This is a genomic window from Sphaerisporangium sp. NPDC005289, from assembly GCF_040607455.1.
In the GTDB taxonomy this organism is placed as follows: Bacteria; Actinomycetota; Actinomycetes; order Streptosporangiales; family Streptosporangiaceae; genus Sphaerisporangium; species Sphaerisporangium rhizosphaerae.
Map to the genome: position 1 here is coordinate 107145 of NZ_JBEXGS010000026.1, position 20012 is coordinate 127156.

The 20012-nt window shown below is 72.1% G+C and carries 14 protein-coding genes; 8 read left to right on the top strand and 6 right to left on the bottom strand.

The features are described 5' to 3' along the window. Positions 1-474 precede the first annotated feature (474 nt). The gene (locus tag ABZT47_RS33550) at positions 475-666 is read left to right on the top strand and encodes a DUF2795 domain-containing protein (RefSeq protein ID WP_354851325.1); all 192 of its coding nucleotides are present in this window, start codon (positions 475-477) and stop codon (positions 664-666) included. A gap of 74 nt (positions 667-740) precedes the next feature. Here the strand turns inward: ABZT47_RS33550 and ABZT47_RS33555 are convergent, their stop codons facing one another. Both ABZT47_RS33555 and ABZT47_RS33560 read right to left on the bottom strand, forming a co-directional pair. Continuing rightward, the gene (locus ABZT47_RS33555; protein WP_354851328.1) at positions 741-1412 is read right to left on the bottom strand and encodes a response regulator; all 672 of its coding nucleotides are present in this window, start codon (positions 1410-1412) and stop codon (positions 741-743) included. Further along, positions 1409-3028, bottom strand: coding sequence for a sensor histidine kinase (locus ABZT47_RS33560; RefSeq protein ID WP_354851331.1), 1620 nt, complete (start codon positions 3026-3028; stop codon positions 1409-1411). Before ABZT47_RS33560 ends, ABZT47_RS33555 begins: the two co-directional genes overlap by 4 nt. Before the next feature lie 193 nt (positions 3029-3221). Here ABZT47_RS33560 and ABZT47_RS33565 point away from each other — a divergent pair, with 193 nt between their 5' ends. After that, the gene (locus ABZT47_RS33565) at positions 3222-4664 is read left to right on the top strand and encodes a cation:dicarboxylase symporter family transporter (protein ID WP_354851394.1); all 1443 of its coding nucleotides are present in this window, start codon (positions 3222-3224) and stop codon (positions 4662-4664) included. A gap of 249 nt (positions 4665-4913) precedes the next feature. Beyond that, positions 4914-6992 carry an aminotransferase class I/II-fold pyridoxal phosphate-dependent enzyme gene (locus tag ABZT47_RS33570; protein ID WP_354851334.1) on the top strand — a complete coding sequence of 693 codons (2079 nt, stop codon included), beginning with the start codon at positions 4914-4916 and terminating at the stop codon, positions 6990-6992. On the opposite strand, the gene ABZT47_RS33575 is transcribed toward ABZT47_RS33570, so the two are convergent. Next, on the bottom strand, positions 6968-8017 hold the full coding sequence (locus ABZT47_RS33575) for a hypothetical protein (protein ID WP_354851337.1): 1050 nt from the start codon (positions 8015-8017) through the stop codon (positions 6968-6970). The genes ABZT47_RS33570 and ABZT47_RS33575 overlap by 25 nt on opposite strands. 51 nt (positions 8018-8068) lie before the next feature. Here ABZT47_RS33575 and ppgK point away from each other — a divergent pair, with 51 nt between their 5' ends. The 5 genes from ppgK to ABZT47_RS33600 all read left to right on the top strand — a co-directional run bounded on the left by ppgK (position 8069) and on the right by ABZT47_RS33600 (position 15664). Next, positions 8069-8821: a polyphosphate--glucose phosphotransferase gene (ppgK, locus tag ABZT47_RS33580; protein WP_354851340.1), complete on the top strand. Its 753-nt coding sequence runs from the start codon at positions 8069-8071 to the stop codon at positions 8819-8821. 259 nt (positions 8822-9080) lie between these two features. After that, complete coding sequence (locus tag ABZT47_RS33585) at positions 9081-9515, top strand: ATP-binding protein (protein ID WP_354851343.1); 435 nt, start codon at positions 9081-9083, stop codon at positions 9513-9515. Positions 9516-9729: 214 nt separating this feature from the next. Further along, a complete protein-coding gene (gene hrpA / locus ABZT47_RS33590) occupies positions 9730-13620 on the top strand; it encodes an ATP-dependent RNA helicase HrpA (protein WP_354851347.1) in 3891 nt (1296 codons plus the stop codon). A 206-nt stretch (positions 13621-13826) separates the two neighbouring features. Beyond that, positions 13827-14864 carry a polysaccharide deacetylase family protein gene (locus ABZT47_RS33595; protein ID WP_354851350.1) on the top strand — a complete coding sequence of 346 codons (1038 nt, stop codon included), beginning with the start codon at positions 13827-13829 and terminating at the stop codon, positions 14862-14864. Between the two features lie 128 nt (positions 14865-14992). After that, a complete protein-coding gene (locus ABZT47_RS33600; RefSeq protein WP_354851353.1) occupies positions 14993-15664 on the top strand; it encodes an HAD family hydrolase in 672 nt (223 codons plus the stop codon). Positions 15665-15814: 150 nt separating this feature from the next. On the opposite strand, the gene ABZT47_RS33605 is transcribed toward ABZT47_RS33600, so the two are convergent. From ABZT47_RS33605 to ABZT47_RS33615, 3 genes are all read right to left on the bottom strand, one after another. Further along, positions 15815-17794, bottom strand: coding sequence for a nitrate- and nitrite sensing domain-containing protein (locus ABZT47_RS33605; protein WP_354851356.1), 1980 nt, complete (start codon positions 17792-17794; stop codon positions 15815-15817). Between the two features lie 79 nt (positions 17795-17873). Then, positions 17874-19199 (bottom strand): amidohydrolase family protein, encoded by a 1326-nt coding sequence (locus tag ABZT47_RS33610; RefSeq protein WP_354851359.1) that lies wholly within the window; start codon positions 19197-19199, stop codon positions 17874-17876. Beyond that, a complete protein-coding gene (locus tag ABZT47_RS33615; protein ID WP_354851362.1) occupies positions 19187-20008 on the bottom strand; it encodes an energy-coupling factor transporter transmembrane component T in 822 nt (273 codons plus the stop codon). The genes ABZT47_RS33610 and ABZT47_RS33615 overlap by 13 nt, the downstream gene beginning before the upstream one ends. Positions 20009-20012: the final 4 nt, after the last annotated feature.

Sequence of the window (20012 nt, forward strand, 5' to 3'; positions counted from 1 at the left end):
GGATAGCCCCAGCCGTGCCTAGTGACCGGACCCATAGTCGTCATATGCCAGTGTCACTATTGTTTTCGTGATAACTGTCATAGTTATCTACCTTGACCAGTGGATCTTTACCGAGGCTACAATGTCGATGACATTGCGAAAAATCGAGGGTTGACACACTTTGCCGGGGTGCGGCACCCCTCGGCCCGGCCTCTGCCTGGGCCTCCGGCCGCTCGGTCCTACTGGTGAGTAGGGGTTCGCGGTGATTCCGGCGACGTCAGGGGCTGGGTGTTTACGGCGCCTGAACGGTTTCTGGGCGCTATATAGGGTCATTTCGGACAGATGGTATCAAGCATCCTCCGTCGCCGCCGGACAATGCTGAATGCGATTCGGTTTCGACGGCAAAGATTCGGGCAGTCTCGCTTGCCGACGTGGAATGTCGGGTTTCTCTATCTCCGCGACGGACAGGAACTACCTCGCGACAAAGGAGGAAGCATGACGCAGGTGGACTTCATCCACGTTCAGAAATTCCTGTCCGGCGTTGACTACCCGGCCAGCAAGGAACAGCTCGTCGAGCACGCCAAGTCGAAGGGCGCGGACGAGCAGGCGATGGACGCGTTGCGCCGGCTTCCCGACAAGGAGTACGAAGGACCGAGCGGGATCAGCAAGGAACTGGCCAGGTCCTGACGAGGTCAGTCAAACGCCTGGCCGCCGTCGAGGTCCTGAGCGGACCGCTCCCGCGGCCTGCCGCACCCCTGAGATCAGGTGATCTGGTACAGCAGCTCGGGCCGCCCCAGGCCGCCGTACTGGGGCACCCGGCGCGCGACGCCGTTGCCGACGAGGTGCTCCAGGTAGCGGCGGGCCGTCACCCGCGAGACCCCGATCGCGGTGCCCATCGCCTGCGCCGACATCCCCCCAGGGGTCCTGCGCAGCTCGCCCGCCACCGCCTCCAGCGTCGCCTCGGCCATTCCCTTGGGCAGGCCGGTGCGCGCCGTCCCGCGCAGCGCCGACAGGGCCCTATCTACCTCGCTCTGGCCGCTGACCTCGCCCGCCCCGTCCATGGACGAGCGGAAGGCGGCGTAGTGCCGCAGCTTCTCGCTCAGCGTGGCGAAGGTGAACGGCTTGAGCAGGTACTGCACGACCCCGACCGACACCGCCGAGCGCACCACCGACAGGTCCCGCGCCGAGGTGACGGCGATGACGTCGCAGAACACCCCCGCCGCCCGCAGCGTCCTGCACACGTCCAGCCCGTGCATGTCGGGCAGGAACAGGTCCAGCAGCACCAGGTCGGCCGGGCGGCGCCGCAGGAACCGCAGCGCCTCGCCGCCCGAGCGGGCCACGCCCACGACCGTGAACCCGGGCACCCGCTCGACGTAGAGGCGGTTGGCCTCGGCGGTGAGCTCCTCGTCCTCGACGATCAGCACCGAGATCACGACGCGCCGCCCGGAACCGCGGGGAGCGGCAGTCGGACGGTGAACACGGCGCCCTCGCCCGGGTCCCCGTCCGCGCCGCCCCTGCCGATCTCGATCGTGCCGCCGAGGCGGCGCACCGCCTGGCCGGTCATGGCCAGCCCCAGGCCGCGGCCGTCGCCCTTGGTGGTCCAGCCCCGCCGGAAGACGTCCTCGACGGCCGCCGCGTCCACGCCCGGCCCGCTGTCGCTCACCTGGACCAGGAAGGCGCCGTCCTCGGCGCGCAGGTGAACGCGCACGCGGGCCGGGGCGGCGCCGGTCATGGCGGCCTCCACGGCGTTGTCCACCAGGTTGCCGAGGATGGTCACCAGGTCACGGCCGTCGAGCGCGACGTCGTCCAGCTCGCTGTCCGGGCTGATCGCCAGCTCCACGCCGCGCTCGGCGGCCTCGGCGGTCTTGCCCAGCAGCAGCGCCGCCAGCACCGGCTCGCGCACGGCGCCGACGACGCGGTCGGTGAGCTGCTGGGCGGTCTTGAGCTCGGCGGTGGCGAACGCGACGGCCTGCTCGGCGCGTCCGAGCTCCACCAGGGTGACCACGGTGTGCAGCCGGTTGGCGGCCTCGTGCGCGGCCGAGCGCAGCGACTCGGCGAAGCCGCGCTCGGCGTCGAGCTGCCCGGTGAGCGCCTGCAGCTCGGTGTGGTCGCGCAGCGTCACCACCGTGCCCAGCGACCGCGCGCCCGAGCGCACCTGCGCGGAGCTGACCACAAGGACGCGGTCGCCGGTCAGGTGGATGTCGTCCGCGCGGTCCTCGCCGGAGGCCAGCGACCCGGCCAGCGACGGCGGCAGCCCGAGCTCGGCGATCGGCCGCCCCTCGGCGTCGGCGGGCAGCCCGAGCAGCTCGCGCGCCCCGTCGTTGGCCAGCGTCAGGCGGCGCTCGCCGTCGATGAGCAGCAGCCCCTCGCGCACCGCGTGCAAGATCGCGTTGTGGTGCTCGTACATGCGGTTCAGCTCCGAGGAGCGCAAGCCGTGCGTGTGACGGCGCAGGCGCGCCCCCACCAGGTAGGTGCCCGCGGTGCCTGCGGACAGGCCGACCACCCCGGTCAGCAGCGCCGCCGCGATCTGCTCGCGGAGCTGAGCGCTGATCTTGTCGACGAAGATGCCGGCGCTCACCAGCGCGCGGACGCGACCGGAGGCGTCGCGCACCGGCGTGACGGCCCGCACCGAGGGGCCGAGCGTGCCGGTGTAGGTCTCGGTGAAGGTGCGCCCGGCCAGCGCGGGCGCGATCGTGCCGAGGAACCGCCCGCCGATCCGCCGCGGGTTCGGATGGCTGTACCTGCGGCCCTCGGTGCTCATGATCGTGATGAAGTCCATGCCGGCCTCGCGGCGGACCCGCTCGGCGTAGGGCTGCAGGACGGCCGAGGGGTCGGGGTCGTCCAGGGCGGCGAGCACGGTGGGGGAGTCGGCCACGCTGATCGCCATCCGCCTGGAGGTGGAGGCGGCCTGCTCGTCGATCAGCCGGCCGGTGTGCAGCAGGGCCAAGGCGGTGCCGCCCGCCACGGTGACCCCGACGACGACGATCTGGAGCACGAGCATCTGCCGCGCCAGGCTCCAGCCTCGCAGCCGGGAGCTGATCGCGGTCACGGCCTCACCTCCGCCGGGTCCCGAGGTGGCCCGCGCACGCCGCCGGGCCGTCGCCGTGCGACGGCGGCAACGTACGAAATGTACGCAATAGTGACCCAGGTCACTGACTCGGCGCATAGTCACTCGATCGAACCCCCCATCCACCCGTACGAACGTACGCGCACGAACAGACAAGGAGCGTCGAGTGACCATCATGGCCTCACCCCCGGCGCGCCGGGACCCCACCCGCTATCTCTACCTCGCCGTCATCGTGGCGGTGGTCGCCGGCGTCCTGATCGGACTTCTCGCGCCCGAGACGGGCGTGGCGCTCAAGCCGCTCGGCACGGCCTTCGTGGCGCTGATCAAAATGATGATCAGCCCGATCATCTTCTGCACCATCGTCCTCGGCGTCGGCTCGGTCGCCCAGGCGGCCAAGGTCGGCAAGGTGGGCGGCCTGGCCATCGGCTACTTCCTGGTCATGTCGACCGTCGCCCTGGTGATCGGCCTGGTCGTCGGCAACATGCTGCACCCCGGCGAGGGGCTCCAGCTCACCGACGCCCTGCGCAAGGCGGGCGAGGAGCAGGCGGCCAAGGGCGGTGAGAGCGGCGACAGCGTCTCGTTTTTGATCGGCATCATCCCGACCACGTTCGTCTCGGCGTTCACCGGCGGCCAGGTGCTGCAGACCCTGCTGGTCGCGCTGCTCACCGGCTTCGCCCTCCAGCGCATGGGCCCGCGCGGCACGCCGATCCTGCGCGGCCTTGAGCACGTCCAGCGGCTCGTCTTCCGCGTCCTGGCCATGATCATGTGGGCGGCGCCCGTCGGCGCGTTCGGCGCGATGGCCGCCGTGGCCGGCGCGGGCGGGTGGGAGGCCCTGCGCAGCCTCGCCATCCTCATGGGCGGCTTCTACCTCACCTGCCTGCTGTTCGTCGGCATCGTCCTCGGGGCGATCCTCTGGCTGGTCGCCAGGATCAACCTGCTGACCCTGCTGCGCTACCTCGGCCGCGAGTTCCTGCTGATCCTGTCGACCTCCTCCTCGGAGTCGGCGCTGCCGCGCCTGATCGCCAAGATGGAGCACCTCGGCGTGAGCCGCGCCGTCGTCGGCATCACCGTGCCGACCGGCTACTCCTTCAACCTCGACGGCACCGCCATCTACCTCACGATGGCCACGCTGTTCGTCGCCAGCGCCACCGGCGCCCCGCTGTCGGTCGGCGAGCAGATCTCCCTGCTCGTCTTCATGATCATCGCCTCGAAGGGCGCGGCGGGCGTCACCGGGGCCGGTCTGGCCACGCTCGCCGGCGGGCTGCAGTCCCACCGGCCCGAACTGGTCGACGGCGTCGGCCTGATCGTGGGCATCGACCGGTTCATGTCCGAGGCCCGCGCGCTGACCAACTTCGCCGGCAACGCGGTGGCCACCGTGGTGATCGGCACGTGGGTGCAGGACTTCGACCGTGAGCGCGCCACGGAGGTGCTGGCCGGACGCGACCCGTTCGACGAGGCCACCTTCGTGGACGACCACGGCCCCGGCGAGGCGCACGGCCCGGGGGACGGCGACGGCCCGGGCGACGGGAACGGCCCCGCGGAGCCCCGCGGGGACGCCCCGGACGCCGTCGCCCCGGAGCGCCCGGTGCGGGCCGAGGGCGAGACCGTCGCCCGCTGATCGGCGAATCGGTGATCGGCCGCCTCGATGATCGGCGGAACCGGTGATCGGCGGAACCGGTGATCGCCGGGCCGCGTCGAACCCGTGATTCGGCGGGCTGCGCCGAACCCGTGGCCCGCCGGGCCGCGCGGCCCCGCCGACGGCGAGGCCGCGCGGGAATGGGGATGAACCCGTGACCTCCCGGCCGCGTACCTCGGGATGTCGTGCCCGCGGACGCCCGTCGTCACGCCGTCATGGAGGAGACCCCTGTTGGCCGGTTCCACCGATCTCAGCCCGCTGCGCGCGGAGGCGAACGGCCCGTCGTCCTTCTCGCACCAGCGCGGGACCACCGGGGCCCAGGGCGCCCCGGTGGACTTCCGCCACCCCCGCAACCCGCACTTCCCCACCCCCGAGATGTGCGAGCGGCTGGAACGCGACGCCGCCGCCGTCCTGCGCCGCCACCCGGCCGACGCCGACGCCGTCGCCGCCGAGCTCTGCGCGGTGCTCGGGCTCAAGCCGCAGACGGTCGTGATGGGCAACGGGACCAGCGAGCTGATCACCTGGATCGACCACCTGCTGGTCCAGGAGAGCCTGGCCGTGCCCATCCCGGCCCCCGGCCGGTGGACCGAGCAGCCGCTCGGCACCGGCAAGCGCGTCGACATGTTCCCCCTCCAGGAGGACCAGGGCTTCGCGCTCGACCCCGAGGCCTACACCCGCTTCGTCCGCAGGCGCGGGTCGCGGGCCGCGGTCATCTGCACCCCCAACGACCCCGACGGCGGTCACCTGTCCCGCACGCGGGTCGTCGAGCTTCTGGACGGCCTGTCCGACCTCGACCTGATCGTCGTGGACGAGTCCCTGGCCGACTTCGTCGACGCCGAGGCCGCCCCCGGCGTCGCCGGCGAGGCCGCCATCAGGCCCAACGTGATCGTGCTGCGGAGCCTGGACCGGGCGCTCGGACTGCCCGGCGCCCGCCTCGGCTACCTGGTCGCCAACCCGGCGCTCGCGGGGAAGATCCGGTCCGTGCTGCCCCGGTGGAACCTCAACTCCTGCGCCGAGTCGCTGGTGTTCCTGCTCAGGGAGCACCTGCGCGACCACCGGGAGAGCCTGCGCGCGCTCGCCGAGGACCGCCGGTCGATGTCCCAGCGGCTCGCGGCGCTCCCCGGCGTGACGGTGTACCCCTCGCAGGCGGACTTCGTGATGGTGCGCCTGCCCGAGGGCAAGGACGGCCGCGCGATCAGCGAGCACCTGCTGTCGACCCACAATGTGCTGGTCCGCGAGTGCGGCGACAAGCTCGGCTCCAGCAGCGACTTCCTGCGGCTCGCGGTGCGGCCCCGCGAGGACGTGCAGCGCCTGATCGACGGGCTGCACGCGTGCCTGTTCTCGGTGGGCAACGGCCGGGCCGCCGCCGCCATCGGCGCGGGGTCCTCCTACCAGCAGGCCTACGCCGCCCCGGCATCCGCGGCCAAGGACCCGCTGACCTACTCGTCCTACTCCTCCGAGCCGGCCGTGACACCGTCCGCGATCGCCCCGGCCGCCTACCTCTCCGAGACCACGGCCCCCTACCCGCGGGACACCGCGTCGACCGCGTACACCCGGGAGGCCGCGTCGACCGCGTACTCGCGCGACTCCGCCTCGGCCCCGTACACGCGGGACCCGGCCCCGGCCTCCTACACCCGGGAGTCCGCCTCGTCCTCGTACGGCCGGGAGGCCGCGTCGACCGCGTACTCGCGCGACTCCGCCTCGGACGCGTACTCGCGGGACTCCGCCCCGGCCTCGTACTCGCGGGACCCCGCTCCGATCTCGTACACCCGGGAGGCCGCCTCGTCCTCGTACACCCGGGAGGCCGCTTCGGCCTCGTACTCGCGGGACCCCGCCGCGTCGTCCTCGTCGAGGGACGCGGGATCGTCCGGGTACGCGCGGACCCCGGCCCCGGCCCCGTCCTCGTATCCGGCGGACGCCGGCTCGCCCTCGTACACATGGCCGGCCGCTCCGTCCTCCTACACGCTGGAGCCGGGCCCGTCCTCCTACTCGCGCGACCCGTCCCCGTCGTCCTACCGGCCGGAGGCCGCCTCCTCCTACCAGGCCGAGCCGGCGTCCTCCCACCAGTGGGAGGGGTCCTCCTCCTACCGGCGCGAGGCCCCGTCGGGCGCCTCCCGCCGGCCGGACGACGCCTACGCCGCGCCCGCCCAGACCGACCCGTTCGTGGTCGGCAGGGACGACCCCCGGCACGGGCGCCTGGACCCGCTGGACACCTCGGCGCGGTGGAGGTTCGACGAGAACACCGAGCCCTTCGACGCCGTGCTCGGCACCTGGACCGACGGCCCTCAGCGCGGGCGGCCGGCCAGGTAGACCTGCCTGGCCAGGGTGGTCAGCCGCGCGGCCGAGCCGCTGTAGGAGGCGCCGGCCGGCTGGAGGGTGAGCACCACGATGATCAGGCGGTCGCCCGCGCCGACCAGCCCGGTGGTGTGCAGCACCGGCCGGAGGAGGTTCACCGGCGGACGCGCGGGCGCGGCCGCCGTGGCGCCGGCCGCCGTGGAAGCGGCCACCGAGGCGGCCCCGGACGCCGCGTCGGGGACGGCGTTCCCGGGCGCCGCGACGGGGGAGGCGCTGCCGGACGCGGTGGCGGGAAGGGCATCCCCGGACGCGATGGGGGGAAGGGCATCCCCGGACGCGGTGGCGGAGGCGGTGGAGCGCGCGCCGGAGCAGCGCACGGCCGGGGTGGCGCCGTAGCCGGACCAGCCCTGCTTGACGGCCCATGGCCGCGGCACGGCGCGCGGGATGCCGAAGTACTGGTCGAAGTCGTCGCTCGCGCACCGCGTGGCGTGCCGCAGGTGGCCGAGGATGAGATCGCGGATCTTCGGGTCGGCCCGGTCGAGCAGGTAGCGGTAGGTCAGCACGACGTCGGAGGCGCTGAGCGCGGTGTAGCCCCAGAAGCCCGGCCGGGAGGCGGGCGGCGCTTCGGTGTCCCGCAGGCCCAGCCGGCGCACCATGCGGTCGATGATCGCCCGCCGGCCGCCGCGCCGCCACAACTCCGAGGCCGCGTCGTCGTCGCTGGAGCGCAACATGTCCCGGAGCAGCCGCTGGTCGGCGGCGGGAATCGCCTGGCCCGGCCTGCGCGACTGCAGGTGGTCCAGCGCGATGAGGATCTTGACCACGGAGGCCGACCGGAAGCGGCCGTGGATGTTGTGGGCGAGCGTCGTCGCGCGCGTCGTGCGGTCGAAGACCATGTAGCCCGCGGTCGTGCCGGCCGGGACATGGGGGACGGTGCGCGCCTCACGGGCGCCCGCGGACGCCCGCTCGGCCGCGGCCGGAAGGCACGTCATGGCGAGCGCGGCGAACAGCAGCATCGTCAGCGGTCTGAGCAAGTACGGCATCATGCGCACGATAGCGGTAATAAGACGATGACGGCTCGACGAGGAGTGGACATGGACGTGCTGGGAATCGACATCGGCGGATCGGGTATCAAGGGCGCCCCTGTCGACACGGCGGCCGGGAGGCTGTCGCGCGAGCGCCTGCGGGTGCCGACGCCGAGCCCCTCGGCGCCGAAGGAGGTCGCCGGCGTCGTCCGGCAGATCGTGGAGCACTTCGCCTGGACCGGCCCGGTCGGGGTGACCTTCCCCGGGGTCGTGCTGGACGGGGTGACCAGGACGGCGGCCAACGTCGACCGCTCCTGGATCGGCCTGGACGCGCGCGGGCTGTTCGCCGACGCGACCGGCCTGGACGTCACCGTGCTCAACGACGCCGACGCGGCGGGGCTGGCCGAGGCCAGGTTCGGGGCCGGGCACGGCCGGGCGGGGCTGGTGGCGATGTTCACCTTCGGCACCGGCATCGGCAGCGCGCTGATCGTGGACGGGCTGCTGGTCCCCAACACCGAGTTCGGGCACCTGGAGATCGACGGCCACGAGGCCGAGCGCCGCGCCTCCGACCACGCCAGGGAGAAGCACGACCTGAGCTGGGAGCACTGGGCCGAACGGGTGCAGAGGTACCTGGAGCACATCCAGATGCTGCTGTCCCCGTCGCTGATCATCGTCGGTGGCGGCGTCAGCAAGAAGGCCGACAAGTGGCTGCCCCTGATCGAGCTGCCGGGGACGCCCATCGTGCCGGCGGCGCTGCTCAACGAGGCGGGCATCATCGGGGCGGCGCTCGCCGCCGATACCGCCGCGCACGCGCACCGCTGACCCACCCCGCGCGCAGCCGCGGCCCCGGGGGAGCCGCGGCCCCGCACAGCCGCGCACGCGCGTCCCCGGCCGCGCGGACCTCTCCCCGGTCCCCGCGCGGGCCGGTCCGGGCGATCGTTCTGACCGGCTCTGGGGAGATTGTTCGCGGGGCAGGGATGACCGGACGCGGACCGCGGCGCGAACCGCATCACCTTTCCGTTTCCGCGTTTGTCCCCTGTCCTGGGGGCACCTTTAGTGACGTGGGCGGAAAGGAGAAATCATGGAGGTGACCATCGCATTGCGCTTGCCGCGCGATGCGGCGAGCGTGTCGGTGACCCGGCAGATCCTCGGGGCCGAGCTCGAGGTGCTCGGCGTCGAGCAACAGATCAGGGACGACATCCTGCTGATGCTCACCGAGGCCTGCTCCAACGTCATCAAGCACGCCACGGAGGGCGACGAGTACACCGTCAGCGCGCAGCTCGTGGCGGACAAGTTCGTGATCACCGTGCTGGACACCGGGGGTGGCTTCGACCCGGACAAGATCGGGGAGCGTCCGCCGATGGCCGAGGGCGGACGGGGGCTGCAGATCATGCGCGCGCTGGCCGACGACGTGCGCTTCATCAACCGGCCTCGCCAGGGCGCGATCGTGTGCCTGGAGAAGGCGCTCAAGTACACCCAAGACTCACCTGGCGAGCTGTTGCGCGCCGCCCGCTGACCCCGGCGTCCCGCCGGCAGGTGGTCGCCGCCGGCGGGGCCGCGGGATTCACGGAAGGCGCGCCGAGGGGAAGCGAGGGTGTAAGAGCACAGGTCAGGGAGGGCGAGGGCGAAATCGGGGTACGGGGCGCCGGTAAACCGTTGGCGGAGAGCCGGGGAAGGTTGCTTATCCTTGCCGGTGGCGGTCGTTCGACAAGACGGCCGGGAAAGCGACCATGGGAACGTCTTCGTTGAAATCGCCCCTGACCGATCTGCGCGAGCGGCTGCCCGCGCTCATGCTGCGCGATGAGATCCGGCTGCGCCGCCGCATCGACGGCGCACGCCGCGTGCGCGACGGCAAAGCCCTGCGCTCCATCGCCGACCAGGTGGCCACCGAGATCGACGCGGCCGAGGCCCGGGTCGCGGCCCGCCGGGCGCTGGTGCCCGCTCTCACCTATCCCGAGAACCTGCCGGTCAGCAGGCGCAAGGACGACATCCTGGAGGCGCTCCGCGACCACCAGGTGGTGATCGTCGCGGGGGAGACCGGCTCCGGCAAGACCACCCAGATCCCCAAGATCTGCCTGGAGCTCGGGCGGGGCGTCAAGGGGCAGATCGGTCACACCCAGCCGCGCCGCATCGCGGCCCGCACCGTGGCCGAGCGCATCGCCGAGGAACTCGACGTCCCGCTCGGCGACGCCGTCGGCTACAAGGTGCGCTTCACCGACCACTCCGGCGACGACACGCTGGTCAAGCTGATGACCGACGGCATCCTGCTCGCCGAGATGCAGCGCGACCGGCTCCTGTCCCGGTACGACACGCTGATCATCGACGAGGCGCACGAGCGCAGCCTCAACATCGACTTCATCCTCGGCTACCTCAAGCAGCTTCTGCCCAAGCGGCCCGACCTCAAGGTCGTCATCACCTCGGCGACCATCGACCCCGAGCGCTTCTCCCGCCACTTCGGCGACGCGCCGATCGTCGAGGTCTCCGGCCGCACCTATCCCGTCGAGGTGCGCTACCGCCCGATCCGCGAGGACCAGGAGGACCAGGCGCAGGCCATCGTCGAGGCGGTGGACGAGCTGTGCCGGGAGGGGCCGGGCGACATCCTGGTCTTCCTCAGCGGCGAGCGCGAGATCAGGGACACCGCCGAGGCGCTCAAGGGCCGGCCCGAGGAGGTCCTCCCGCTGTACGCGCGGCTGTCGGCCGGCGAGCAGCACCGGGTCTTCCAGGCGCACCGGGGCCGGCGCGTCGTCCTGGCGACCAACGTGGCCGAGACCTCGCTCACCGTCCCGGGCATCAAGTACGTGGTCGACCCGGGCTTCGCCCGCGTCTCGCGTTACAGTCACCGGCTGAAGGTCCAGCGGCTGCCGATCGAGGCGATCTCGCAGGCGTCGGCCAACCAGCGCAAGGGCCGCTGCGGCCGCACCTCCGACGGCGTGTGCATCCGGCTCTACGACGAGGAGGACTTCCTCGGCCGGCCGGAGTTCACCGACCCCGAGATCCTGCGCACCAACCTCGCCTCGGTCATCCTGCAGATGACCTCGCTCGGCCTCGGCGACATCGCGGCGTTCCCGTTCGTCGAGCCGCCCGACCAGCGGCAGGTGAAGGACGGCGTCAACCTGCTGCAGGAGCTGGGCGCCTTCGACGAGCACCGCAAGCTCACGGCGATCGGCGGCAAGCTCGCCCAGCTTCCCATCGACCCGAGGCTCGCGCGCATGGTGCTGGCGGCGGACGGCAACGGCTGCGCCACCGAGGTCATGGTCATCGCCGCGGCGCTGTCCATCCAGGACCCGCGCGAGCGCCCGGCCGACAAGCAGGCCCAGGCCGACCAGAAGCACGCCAGGTTCGCCGACAAGGAGTCGGACTTCCTGAGCTACCTCACCCTCTGGGACCACCTGCGCGAGCAGCAGCGCGAGCTGTCATCCAGCCAGTTCCGGCGCATGTGCAAGGCCGACTACCTCAACTATCTGCGCGTACGCGAGTGGCAGGACATCTACAGCCAGCTCAAGCAGGTCGCCAAGGGGCTCGGCGTCACGCTGAACACCACGCGCCCCGCCCCCTACCAGATCCACGTGTCGCTGCTGGCCGGCATGCTGTCCCACATCGGCGTGCTGGACGTCGAGAAGTCCGACAAGAACGAGGCGGGGCCGCGGCGGCGCCCGGTACGCGAGTACATCGGCGCCCGCAACGCCCGGTTCGCGATCTTCCCGGGGTCGGCGCTGTTCCGCAAGCAGCCCCGGTGGGTGATGGCGGGCGAGCTGGTGGAGACCTCCCGGCTGTGGGCGCGGGTGGTCGCCAAGATCGAGCCCGAGTGGGTCGAGCCGCTGGCGCAGCACCTGGTCAAGCGCACCTACAGCGAGCCGCACTGGGAGAAGAACCAGGGCGCGGTCATGGCCCACGAGAAGGTCACGCTGTACGGCGTGCCGATCGTGGTCGACCGGAAGATCAACTATGGCCGGGTGGACCCCGAGCTGTCGCGTGAGCTGTTCATCCGCCACGCCCTGGTCGAGGGCGACTGGGAGACCCACCACCGCTTCCTGAAGGAGAATCGCCGGCTGCTGTCGGAGGTCGAGGAGCTGGAGAACCGCGCCCGCCGCCGCGACATCATGGTGGACGACGAGACGCTGTTCGACTTCTACGACAAGCGGGTGCCCGAGACCGTCGTTTCGGCCGCCCACTTCGACAGCTGGTGGAAGCGGAAGAAGCAGGACGAGCCCGACCTGCTGACCTTCTCAGCAGAGATGCTGATCAACCAGGGCGCGGACGCCGGCGACCTGCAGCAGGCCTACCCCGACGCCTGGCGGCAGGGCGGCCAGCGCATGCGGCTCACCTACCAGTTCGAGCCCGGCGCCGACGCCGACGGCGTCACCGTCCACGTCCCGCTCCAGGTGCTCAACCAGGTCGAGGACGACGGGTTCGACTGGCAGATCCCGGGCCTTCGCGAGGAGCTCGTCACCGAGCTGATCCGCTCGCTGCCCAAGGTCGTCCGGCGCAACTTCGTCCCCGCCCCCAACTACGCCAAGGCCGTGCTCGAGCGGGTGACGCCGGGCGGCGAGCCGCTGGCGGAGGCCGTGGCCCGCGAGCTGTTCGCCCTGACCGGGGTGCGGGTGCAGCCGGACGCCTTCGACCCGAGCCGGCTGCCCGACCACCTGCGGGTCACCTACCGGGTCGTGGACGAGCGCAAGCGCACGGTCGCCGAGGACAAGGACCTCCCGGCGCTGAAGCGGCGGCTGGCGCCCAAGCTGCGCGCCACGCTGTCGCGTGCGGGCGAGAGCCTCGAACGCACGGGCCTGCGCTCCTGGACCTTCGGCGAGCTGCCCAAGCTGTTCGAGCAAGGGCGCATCAAGGCCTACCCGGCGCTGGTCGACGAGGGGAGCAGCGTCGCGGTCCGCGTCTTCGAGACCGAGGAAGAGCAGCGCGCGGCGATGTGGGCGGGCATGCGGCGGCTGGTCCTGCTGAACGTCACCTCGCCGGCCAAGGCCATCCTGCGCGGGCTCACCACCCAGCAGAAACTCGCGCTGAGCCACAGCCCGCACCGCGACGCCGCCGAGCTGTTCGAGGACTGCGTCACCTGCGCGGCCGACAAGCTCATCGCCGAGGCCGGCGGCCCGGCGTGGGACGCGGCCGCCTTCACGCGCGTGCACGACCACGTGCGGGCCGAGCTTCACGACACGACGGCCGAGGTGGTGGCGAGGGTCGAGCGCATCCTGGCCGTCTGGCAGAAGGCCCGCGCGACGCTCTCGCCCATGAAGGACCCGCAGGACATCCTGGAGGAGATCGAGGAGCACCTGTCGTCGCTGGTCTTCCCCGGCTTCGTCACCGCCACCGGCTACACGCGCCTGCCCGACCTGCAGCGGTACCTGCGGGCGGTCGAGCGGCGGCTGGAGAAGCTGCCCGACGACCCCTACCGCGACCGCGAGCGCATGCTGAGGCTCGACGAGATCCGCATGGCCTACGAGGAGACCGTCGACCGCCTGCCCCCGGCGCGGCGCTCGGAGCGGGCGGTGACCGATATCCGCTGGATGCTGGAGGAGCTGAGGGTCAGCTACTTCGCCCAGACCCTCGGCACTCCTTACCCCGTCTCCGACAAGCGCATCCAGAAGGCGATGGCCCACCTCATCGCCTGACCGCGAACCAGGGTGACGGGGCGCCGAAACCTTTCGAGAATTTCATCGGCGTTTCATGAGGTCATGTCCTCCTTAAGCGGTTAAGCCGCTTGAAATGTTTCTTCATCTCATTGACACGTTTCGAGGCGGTCCGCAGAATGGCGCGCAGGCCGGCCGCCGTACGCACATGCCATGTCGACGATCAGCGTTCCAGTGGAGGAACAGACATGATCGACAGTGCCGCCCCCCTCGGCGGAACTCGCGGGCGCCTGTCCGGTGTCCGCAAACTGCTCATCGCCGTCGCCGGCTGCGTCCTGGGCGCGAGCTTCGCCGTGGGCCTGTCGTCCTCGGCCAGCGCCGCCGACTGCAGCGCGGGCTACGTCGGCCTCACCTACGACGACGGACCCAACCCCAACAACACCAACAACCTGCTGAACACCCTGAAGTCCAACGGCCTGCGCGCCACGTTCTTCAACATCGGGCAGAACGCCCAGAACAACCAGGGACTGGTCCGGGCCCAGCGGGACGCCGGAATGTGGATCGGCAACCACAGCTACACCCACCCGCACCTGACCCAGATGAGCAGCTCGCAGATCCAGTCGGAGCTGCAGCGGACCCAGCAGGCCATCCAGCAGGCCACCGGCACCGCGCCCCGGCTGTTCCGCCCGCCCTACGGAGAGACCAACGGCACGCTGAAGTCGGTGGAGCAGCAGCTCGGCCTCACCGAGATCATCTGGGACGTCGACTCGCAGGACTGGAACGGCGCCAGCACCGCCCAGATCGTCCAGGCCGCCGGCCGGTTGCAGAACGGCCAGATCATCCTCATGCACGACCAGTACGCCACGACGGTCCAGGCGATCTCGCAGATCGCCGCGAACCTGCGCAGCCGCAACCTGTGCGCCGGCATGATCTCCCCCTCCACCGGCCGGGCCGTCGCGCCCGACGGAGGCGGCACCCCCTCCAGCCCTCCGCCCTCCAGCCCTCCGCCCAGCGGCGGCGGCAGCTGCACCGCCACCCTCTCGGCGGGCCAGTCGTGGAGTGACCGCTACAACCTCAACGTCGCGGTCTCCGGCTCCAGCAACTGGACCGTCACGCTGAACATCCCCTCGCCCGCCAAGGTCATCGCCACCTGGAACACCAGCGCGAGCTTCCCCAGCGCCCAGGTGATGACCGCCAGGCCCAACGGCAGCGGCAACAACTTCGGCCTGACCATCCAGCACAACGGCAACTGGAACTGGCCCTCGGTCTCCTGTCAGGCCGGGTGAACGTCGCCCGGCGGCCCTGAGCGGGGCCGCCGGGCGAGAGCAGACGTGGCGTGGCGCCGCGGCGGTCGCCACGCCACTGCCGTTTCCCCGCCAAGTAAGGTCGGACACACGCATACGGGAGGAGTGTCGTGATTCGCGCGCTGGTGTTCGACGTCGGGGAGACGCTGATCGACGAGACCCGCATCTGGACGCGCTGGGCCGACCGGCTGGGGGTCTCGCGCTTCACCATGCTCGGCGTGCTCGGCGGGATGGCCGCGCTCGACCGGTCCTACAGCGAGGCGTTCGAGATCGTCCGCCCCGGTCTGGACGTCGAGGCCGAGGTGGAGGCCTGGCGTGAGGACGACCCCGACGGCCTGCGGGAGAACTTCGACGCCGGCGACCTGTACCCCGACGCGCGGCCCGGCCTCGCCCAACTCCGCGCGGCCGGATACGAGCTGATCATCGCGGGCAACCAGCCGCCGCAGGCCTACGACGCGCTCGTCGCGATGGACCTGCCGGTCGACGCCGTCCACACCTCGGCGGGATGGGGCGTCAGCAAGCCCCACCCGGACTTCTTCGCCAAGGTGGTCGCGGTCGCCGGCCGCGAGCCCGGCGAGATCCTGTACGTGGGGGACCGGCTGGACAACGACGTGCTCCCGGCCCGCGAGGCGGGCCTGCGCACCGCCCTGTTCCGGCGCGGCCCATGGGGCCACCTGCACGCCGACCGCCCCGAGGCGGCCGCCGCCGACCTGGTCATCGACGACCTGCCCCACCTCGCCGCCCTCCTCGCCGAGGGCCGCCTGGACGGCGCCCGCTCCTGATCACCCGGCGGGCCGCCCGCGGCTCCTGGCGGTGATCACAGACGATCGCCCGGCCCTTTCCCGGTCACATGAGGTGGCCGGGCTCGACCCCGGTTCCAGTGATGGCAGGGCTCGGCCCTGGTCACATGAGATGGCCGGGCCCGGTCCTGGTCACATGAGGTGGCCGGGCTCGGGCGCCGGCGCGTGGCGGGCGCCCGGCTCGCGGCAGGTCTCCGGCTCGTGGTCGGGGTCCGGGGGCAGGTCGTCGGCCGTGGTGATGATCAGCTCGTGCGGCACCAGGACGACGGCGGTGGTGCCGCCGTACGGGGAGCGGCGCAAGGTGATCTTGACCTTGTGCCGCTCGGCGAGCTGGCTGACCACGAACAGGCCGAGCCGGTCGCTGTCGGCCAGGTCGAACTCGGGCGGGTTGGCCAGGCGCCGGTTGAGCTCGGTGCGGTCCTCCTCGCCCATGCCGAGGCCGCGGTCCTCCACCTCAACGACGAAGCCCCGGCCGACCAGCTCCCCGCGGATGTTGACCCGGGTGCTGGGCGGGGAGAATACCGTGGCGTTCTCGATCAGCTCCGCGAGCAGGTGGATGACGTCGGCGACGGCCGTGCCGATCAGCGAGGCGTCCGACATGGGCAGCACGGTGACCCGCGTGTAGTCCTCGACCTCCGCGACCGCGCCCCGCACGACGTCGTGCATCGGCACGGGCTTGCGCCAGGCCCGCCCCGCGGGAGCGCCGGACAGGATGATCAGGCCCTCCGCCTGACGGCGCATGCGGGTGGTCAGGTGGTCCAGCCGGAACAGGTCGGCCAGCGCGTCGGGCGCGCTGGTCTTGCGCTGCATCCCGTCGAGCTGGGTGAGCTGGCGGTGCAGCAGCGACTGGTTGCGCCGGGCCAGGTTGCGGAAGACCAGGCTGACCCCCTTGCGCAGCTCCGCCTGGCCGACGGCGGCCTCCACGGCGGTGCGGCGCACGGTGGTGAACGCCTGGGCGACGTCCTGCACCTCCATGGTGGTGCCGGTGGCCAGGATCGGCGGTGCCTCGCTCTCGACGTCGACCGGCTGGCTCTCGCGCAGCTTGGCCACGACCCGGGGGAGCCGCACGTCGGCCAGGTCGATGGCGGCGCTGCGCAGGTCGGCCAGCTCCTGGGCCAGGCCGCGCCCGAACCGTGCCGACAGCACGACGGCCAGCAGGATGGCGACCAGGCCGAGGCCGGCGGCGGCGACGATCTGCGCGATGATGCCCGAGGCCGTGGCGTCGGTGCGGGTGTTCAGCAGCGTCGCGCGGTCGGTGGCGAGCTGGTCGAGCCGTGACCCCAGCGTGCCGGCGAGCGGCTGCCAGGCGGCCGCCTGCGCGGGGGTCCCGCCTCGCGAGATCACCTGGTTCTCCATGGTGGTCAGCCGCTTGTAGTCGGCCGAGGCCACCAGGTCGTCGTAGGGGCGGCGCAGTTCGGCGTCCAGGGCCTCGGCCCCCCGGGCGAGCAGCAGGCGGCGCCCGGACACCATGTCGGCGAAGACGCGCCGCTCCTCGTCGCCGAGCGAGTTCTGCTGGATGGCCCCCGACAGCAGGGCGTCCTCCTGGGACAGCAGCTCGCGGGACCTGGCGATGGTCTGCAACCCGCTGGACTTGCGGTACAGCGTCAGGTCGGGCACGGTGATCAGCTCGTCGTACATCTGGTACAGCGCGTCCTGGATCTTGGTGTACTCCTGGATGGCCGACAGGCGGCTCAGCGTGCGGCCGTCGACGTCCTGGCGCACCGAGCTGAGCCTCAGCAGCTGCCTCTCGAGCTCCGCGAGGCTCTGCACCACCTCGGGCCCGGTCGCCGACTGCCCCTCCAGCGAGGTGGACCGCTGGTGGAACAGCCGCGCGGCCAGGTCGGTCTGCTCGCGCGCGGCCGACAGGCGCCCGCCGTCCGGGGCGCTGCCGCTGAGGAAGATCGCCGAAAGCTGGCGTTCCTGCTGCACGTGGTCGGCCAGCACTCCGGCGGGGGTGGCCACCTGGTCGAACAGCGTGACCGCCCTGCGCAGGTCGAAGAAGACGCCCACGAGGTGCGCGGTCATGACGACCCAGAGCAGGATGAGCGCGACGATCGGCAGGCTGAGCAGCGAGTACAGCTTGAAGCGAATGGTGCGATTCTGGGAAGCCATGTCTCCGCGCCTTGCGTGGAGGCCTACGGGAGGCCTTCGGGGGAATGCCGCGCGCACTTTCGTGGAGATCGCGGCGAGGTCAGTGCCCATGGCGCCGCTCCTGGGTCGAGCCGGCCAGGTGCACCCGTCCGGACGGGTCGCCGCCGGTCACCGTCGCGACGCACCTTCCCGGCCCGTCCTGGATCAGGGCGAGGTAGGGGTCGCGTTCGCCGGGATCGAGCGGGAAGACGGCGAAGTCGCAGCGCGAGCCCGCCGCGAGGACGCCGATGCGTCCAGGGCCCTCGTCCAGGCCGAGCGCGCGGGCGCCGCCGGCGGTGGCGGCCTCCACCAGGCGGCGCGGCAGGTCCTGGCCGCGGTATCCCTGCCGTCGGGCGAGCTGGTGCAGCAGCCGCACGTCCTCCAGCAGGTCCAGCGACGGGCTGGAGGCCAGCGAGTCGGTGCCCACGGCGATCGGGGAGCCCTCTTCCAGCAGGGCCGCGATCGGCGGTCCGTCCAGGCCGAGGGTGCGATTGGAGCGGGGACACAGCGCGACGCTCACCCCGCGCTCGCGCAGCAGCGCCCGCTCGGCGGCGTCCAGGTGGACGCCGTGCGCGACGTGGCAGCGCCCGCCGAGCAGGCCGAGGGCGTCCAGGAAGTCGACCGGCCCCTGCCCGGTGCCGCCCGCGCGCAGGATCTCGAAGTCGAAGCCCAGGTCGCGTACCAGGCGGGCGATCGGCCCGGTGCCCGAGACGGTGTACTCGCGTTCGTGGGCCGACTCCAGCAGGTGGATGTGCTGGCGCAGGCCGTACCTGCGGGCCAGGACGCCGAGGTCGGCGAGCACGCCGGTGTCCAGGGTGTAGGGGGCGTGCGGGGCCAGCCCGACGAGCCCGGCCCGTGGGGCGTCCCCGGCGCCGCGCAGTTCGCGCACCGTGGAGGTCAGGTGTTCGCGGCCGGTCCCGGCCCAGCTCTCGTCGGTGTCGCCGAGCACCTCCAGGTAGGAGACCCCGGCCAGCCCCGCCTGGTGCAGCACCGGCATCGCCTCGATGTCGGTGACCACGTCGGCGGCGGCCGTGGTGCCGTGGCGCAGCGCGAGCCGCGCCCCCTCGCGGGCGCTGGCCGCCCAGTCGGCGCCGCCGGAGGAGAAGTAGACCGCGTCGAAGGTGGTGGACCACTCCTCGAAGGAGCCGTACACGCGCGCGCCGACCTTCGCCATGCGGGTGAACTGCAGGTGGGTGTGCGCGTTGACGAGCCCGGCCACGACCATGCCCGGCCAGCGCAGCTCCTGCGCGCCGGGGTGGGCGGTCAGCATCTCGCGCCGCTGGCCGGTCGCGAGCACCCGGCCGTCCCGCACGGCCACGGCGCCGTCGCGGATCGGCGGGCGGGCGATGGGGAGCAGCAGCGGCGCGGAGTGGATCACGGCGCCCATACGGTGCCCGTCAGGCCGAGGATCTTGGCGGTGACCATGACCGCGGTCATGGCGGCGAAGCCGGCCAGCACCAGCAGGTCGACGCGGTCGAAGGCCAGCTCGCGCATCCAGGTGCGGTGCCGGCCGCCGAAGCCGCGCAGGTCCATGGCGTTCACCGTGTCCTCCGCGTCGATCAGCGCGTTCACCGTCAGGGGGATGACCACCGGGCGCAGCGACAGCAGCCGCCGCACCGGGTTGCGGCTGCGGCTGTGCTCGTACCCCCGGATGCGCTGGGCGTCGATGGTCTCGTGCAGGCTCGCCCAGGTGGAGGGCAGGAACCGGAAGGTCAGGTCCACCCCGTAGGCCAGCCGCTGCGACAGCCCGAGCCGCGCGAAGGCCACGCCGAAGTCCGAGGGCGCGATGTTGAACGCCACCGGGAAGCTCACCATGGCCAGCGAGATGTAGCGGACCAGGGTGGTGGCGGCGTACGACAGGGCGGCCCAGGTGATGGGGGTATGGGTGAGCGGGACGGTGAACAGCACCTCGCCGGTGCCGCCGCCGCGGCTGATGGACGAGGTCAGGACGCTGTTCACCAGGACCAGGACCGTGGTGACGGTCAGCATGAACGCCCAGTTGGCCCGCACACCGCGCCACGGGATGCCCGCGGCGCGGTAGTACAGCAGGGCGGCCGCCGTGCACGCCAGCACGGCGCGCAGGTCGTCGACCCCCGCCACGGCCACGATGTAGAACACGGGAACCAGCAGGAGCACCCGCGGATCGCGGCGGCTCAGGAAGGAACCCGCGCCCAGGTAACGCGGCGTGACGTCCACCCGG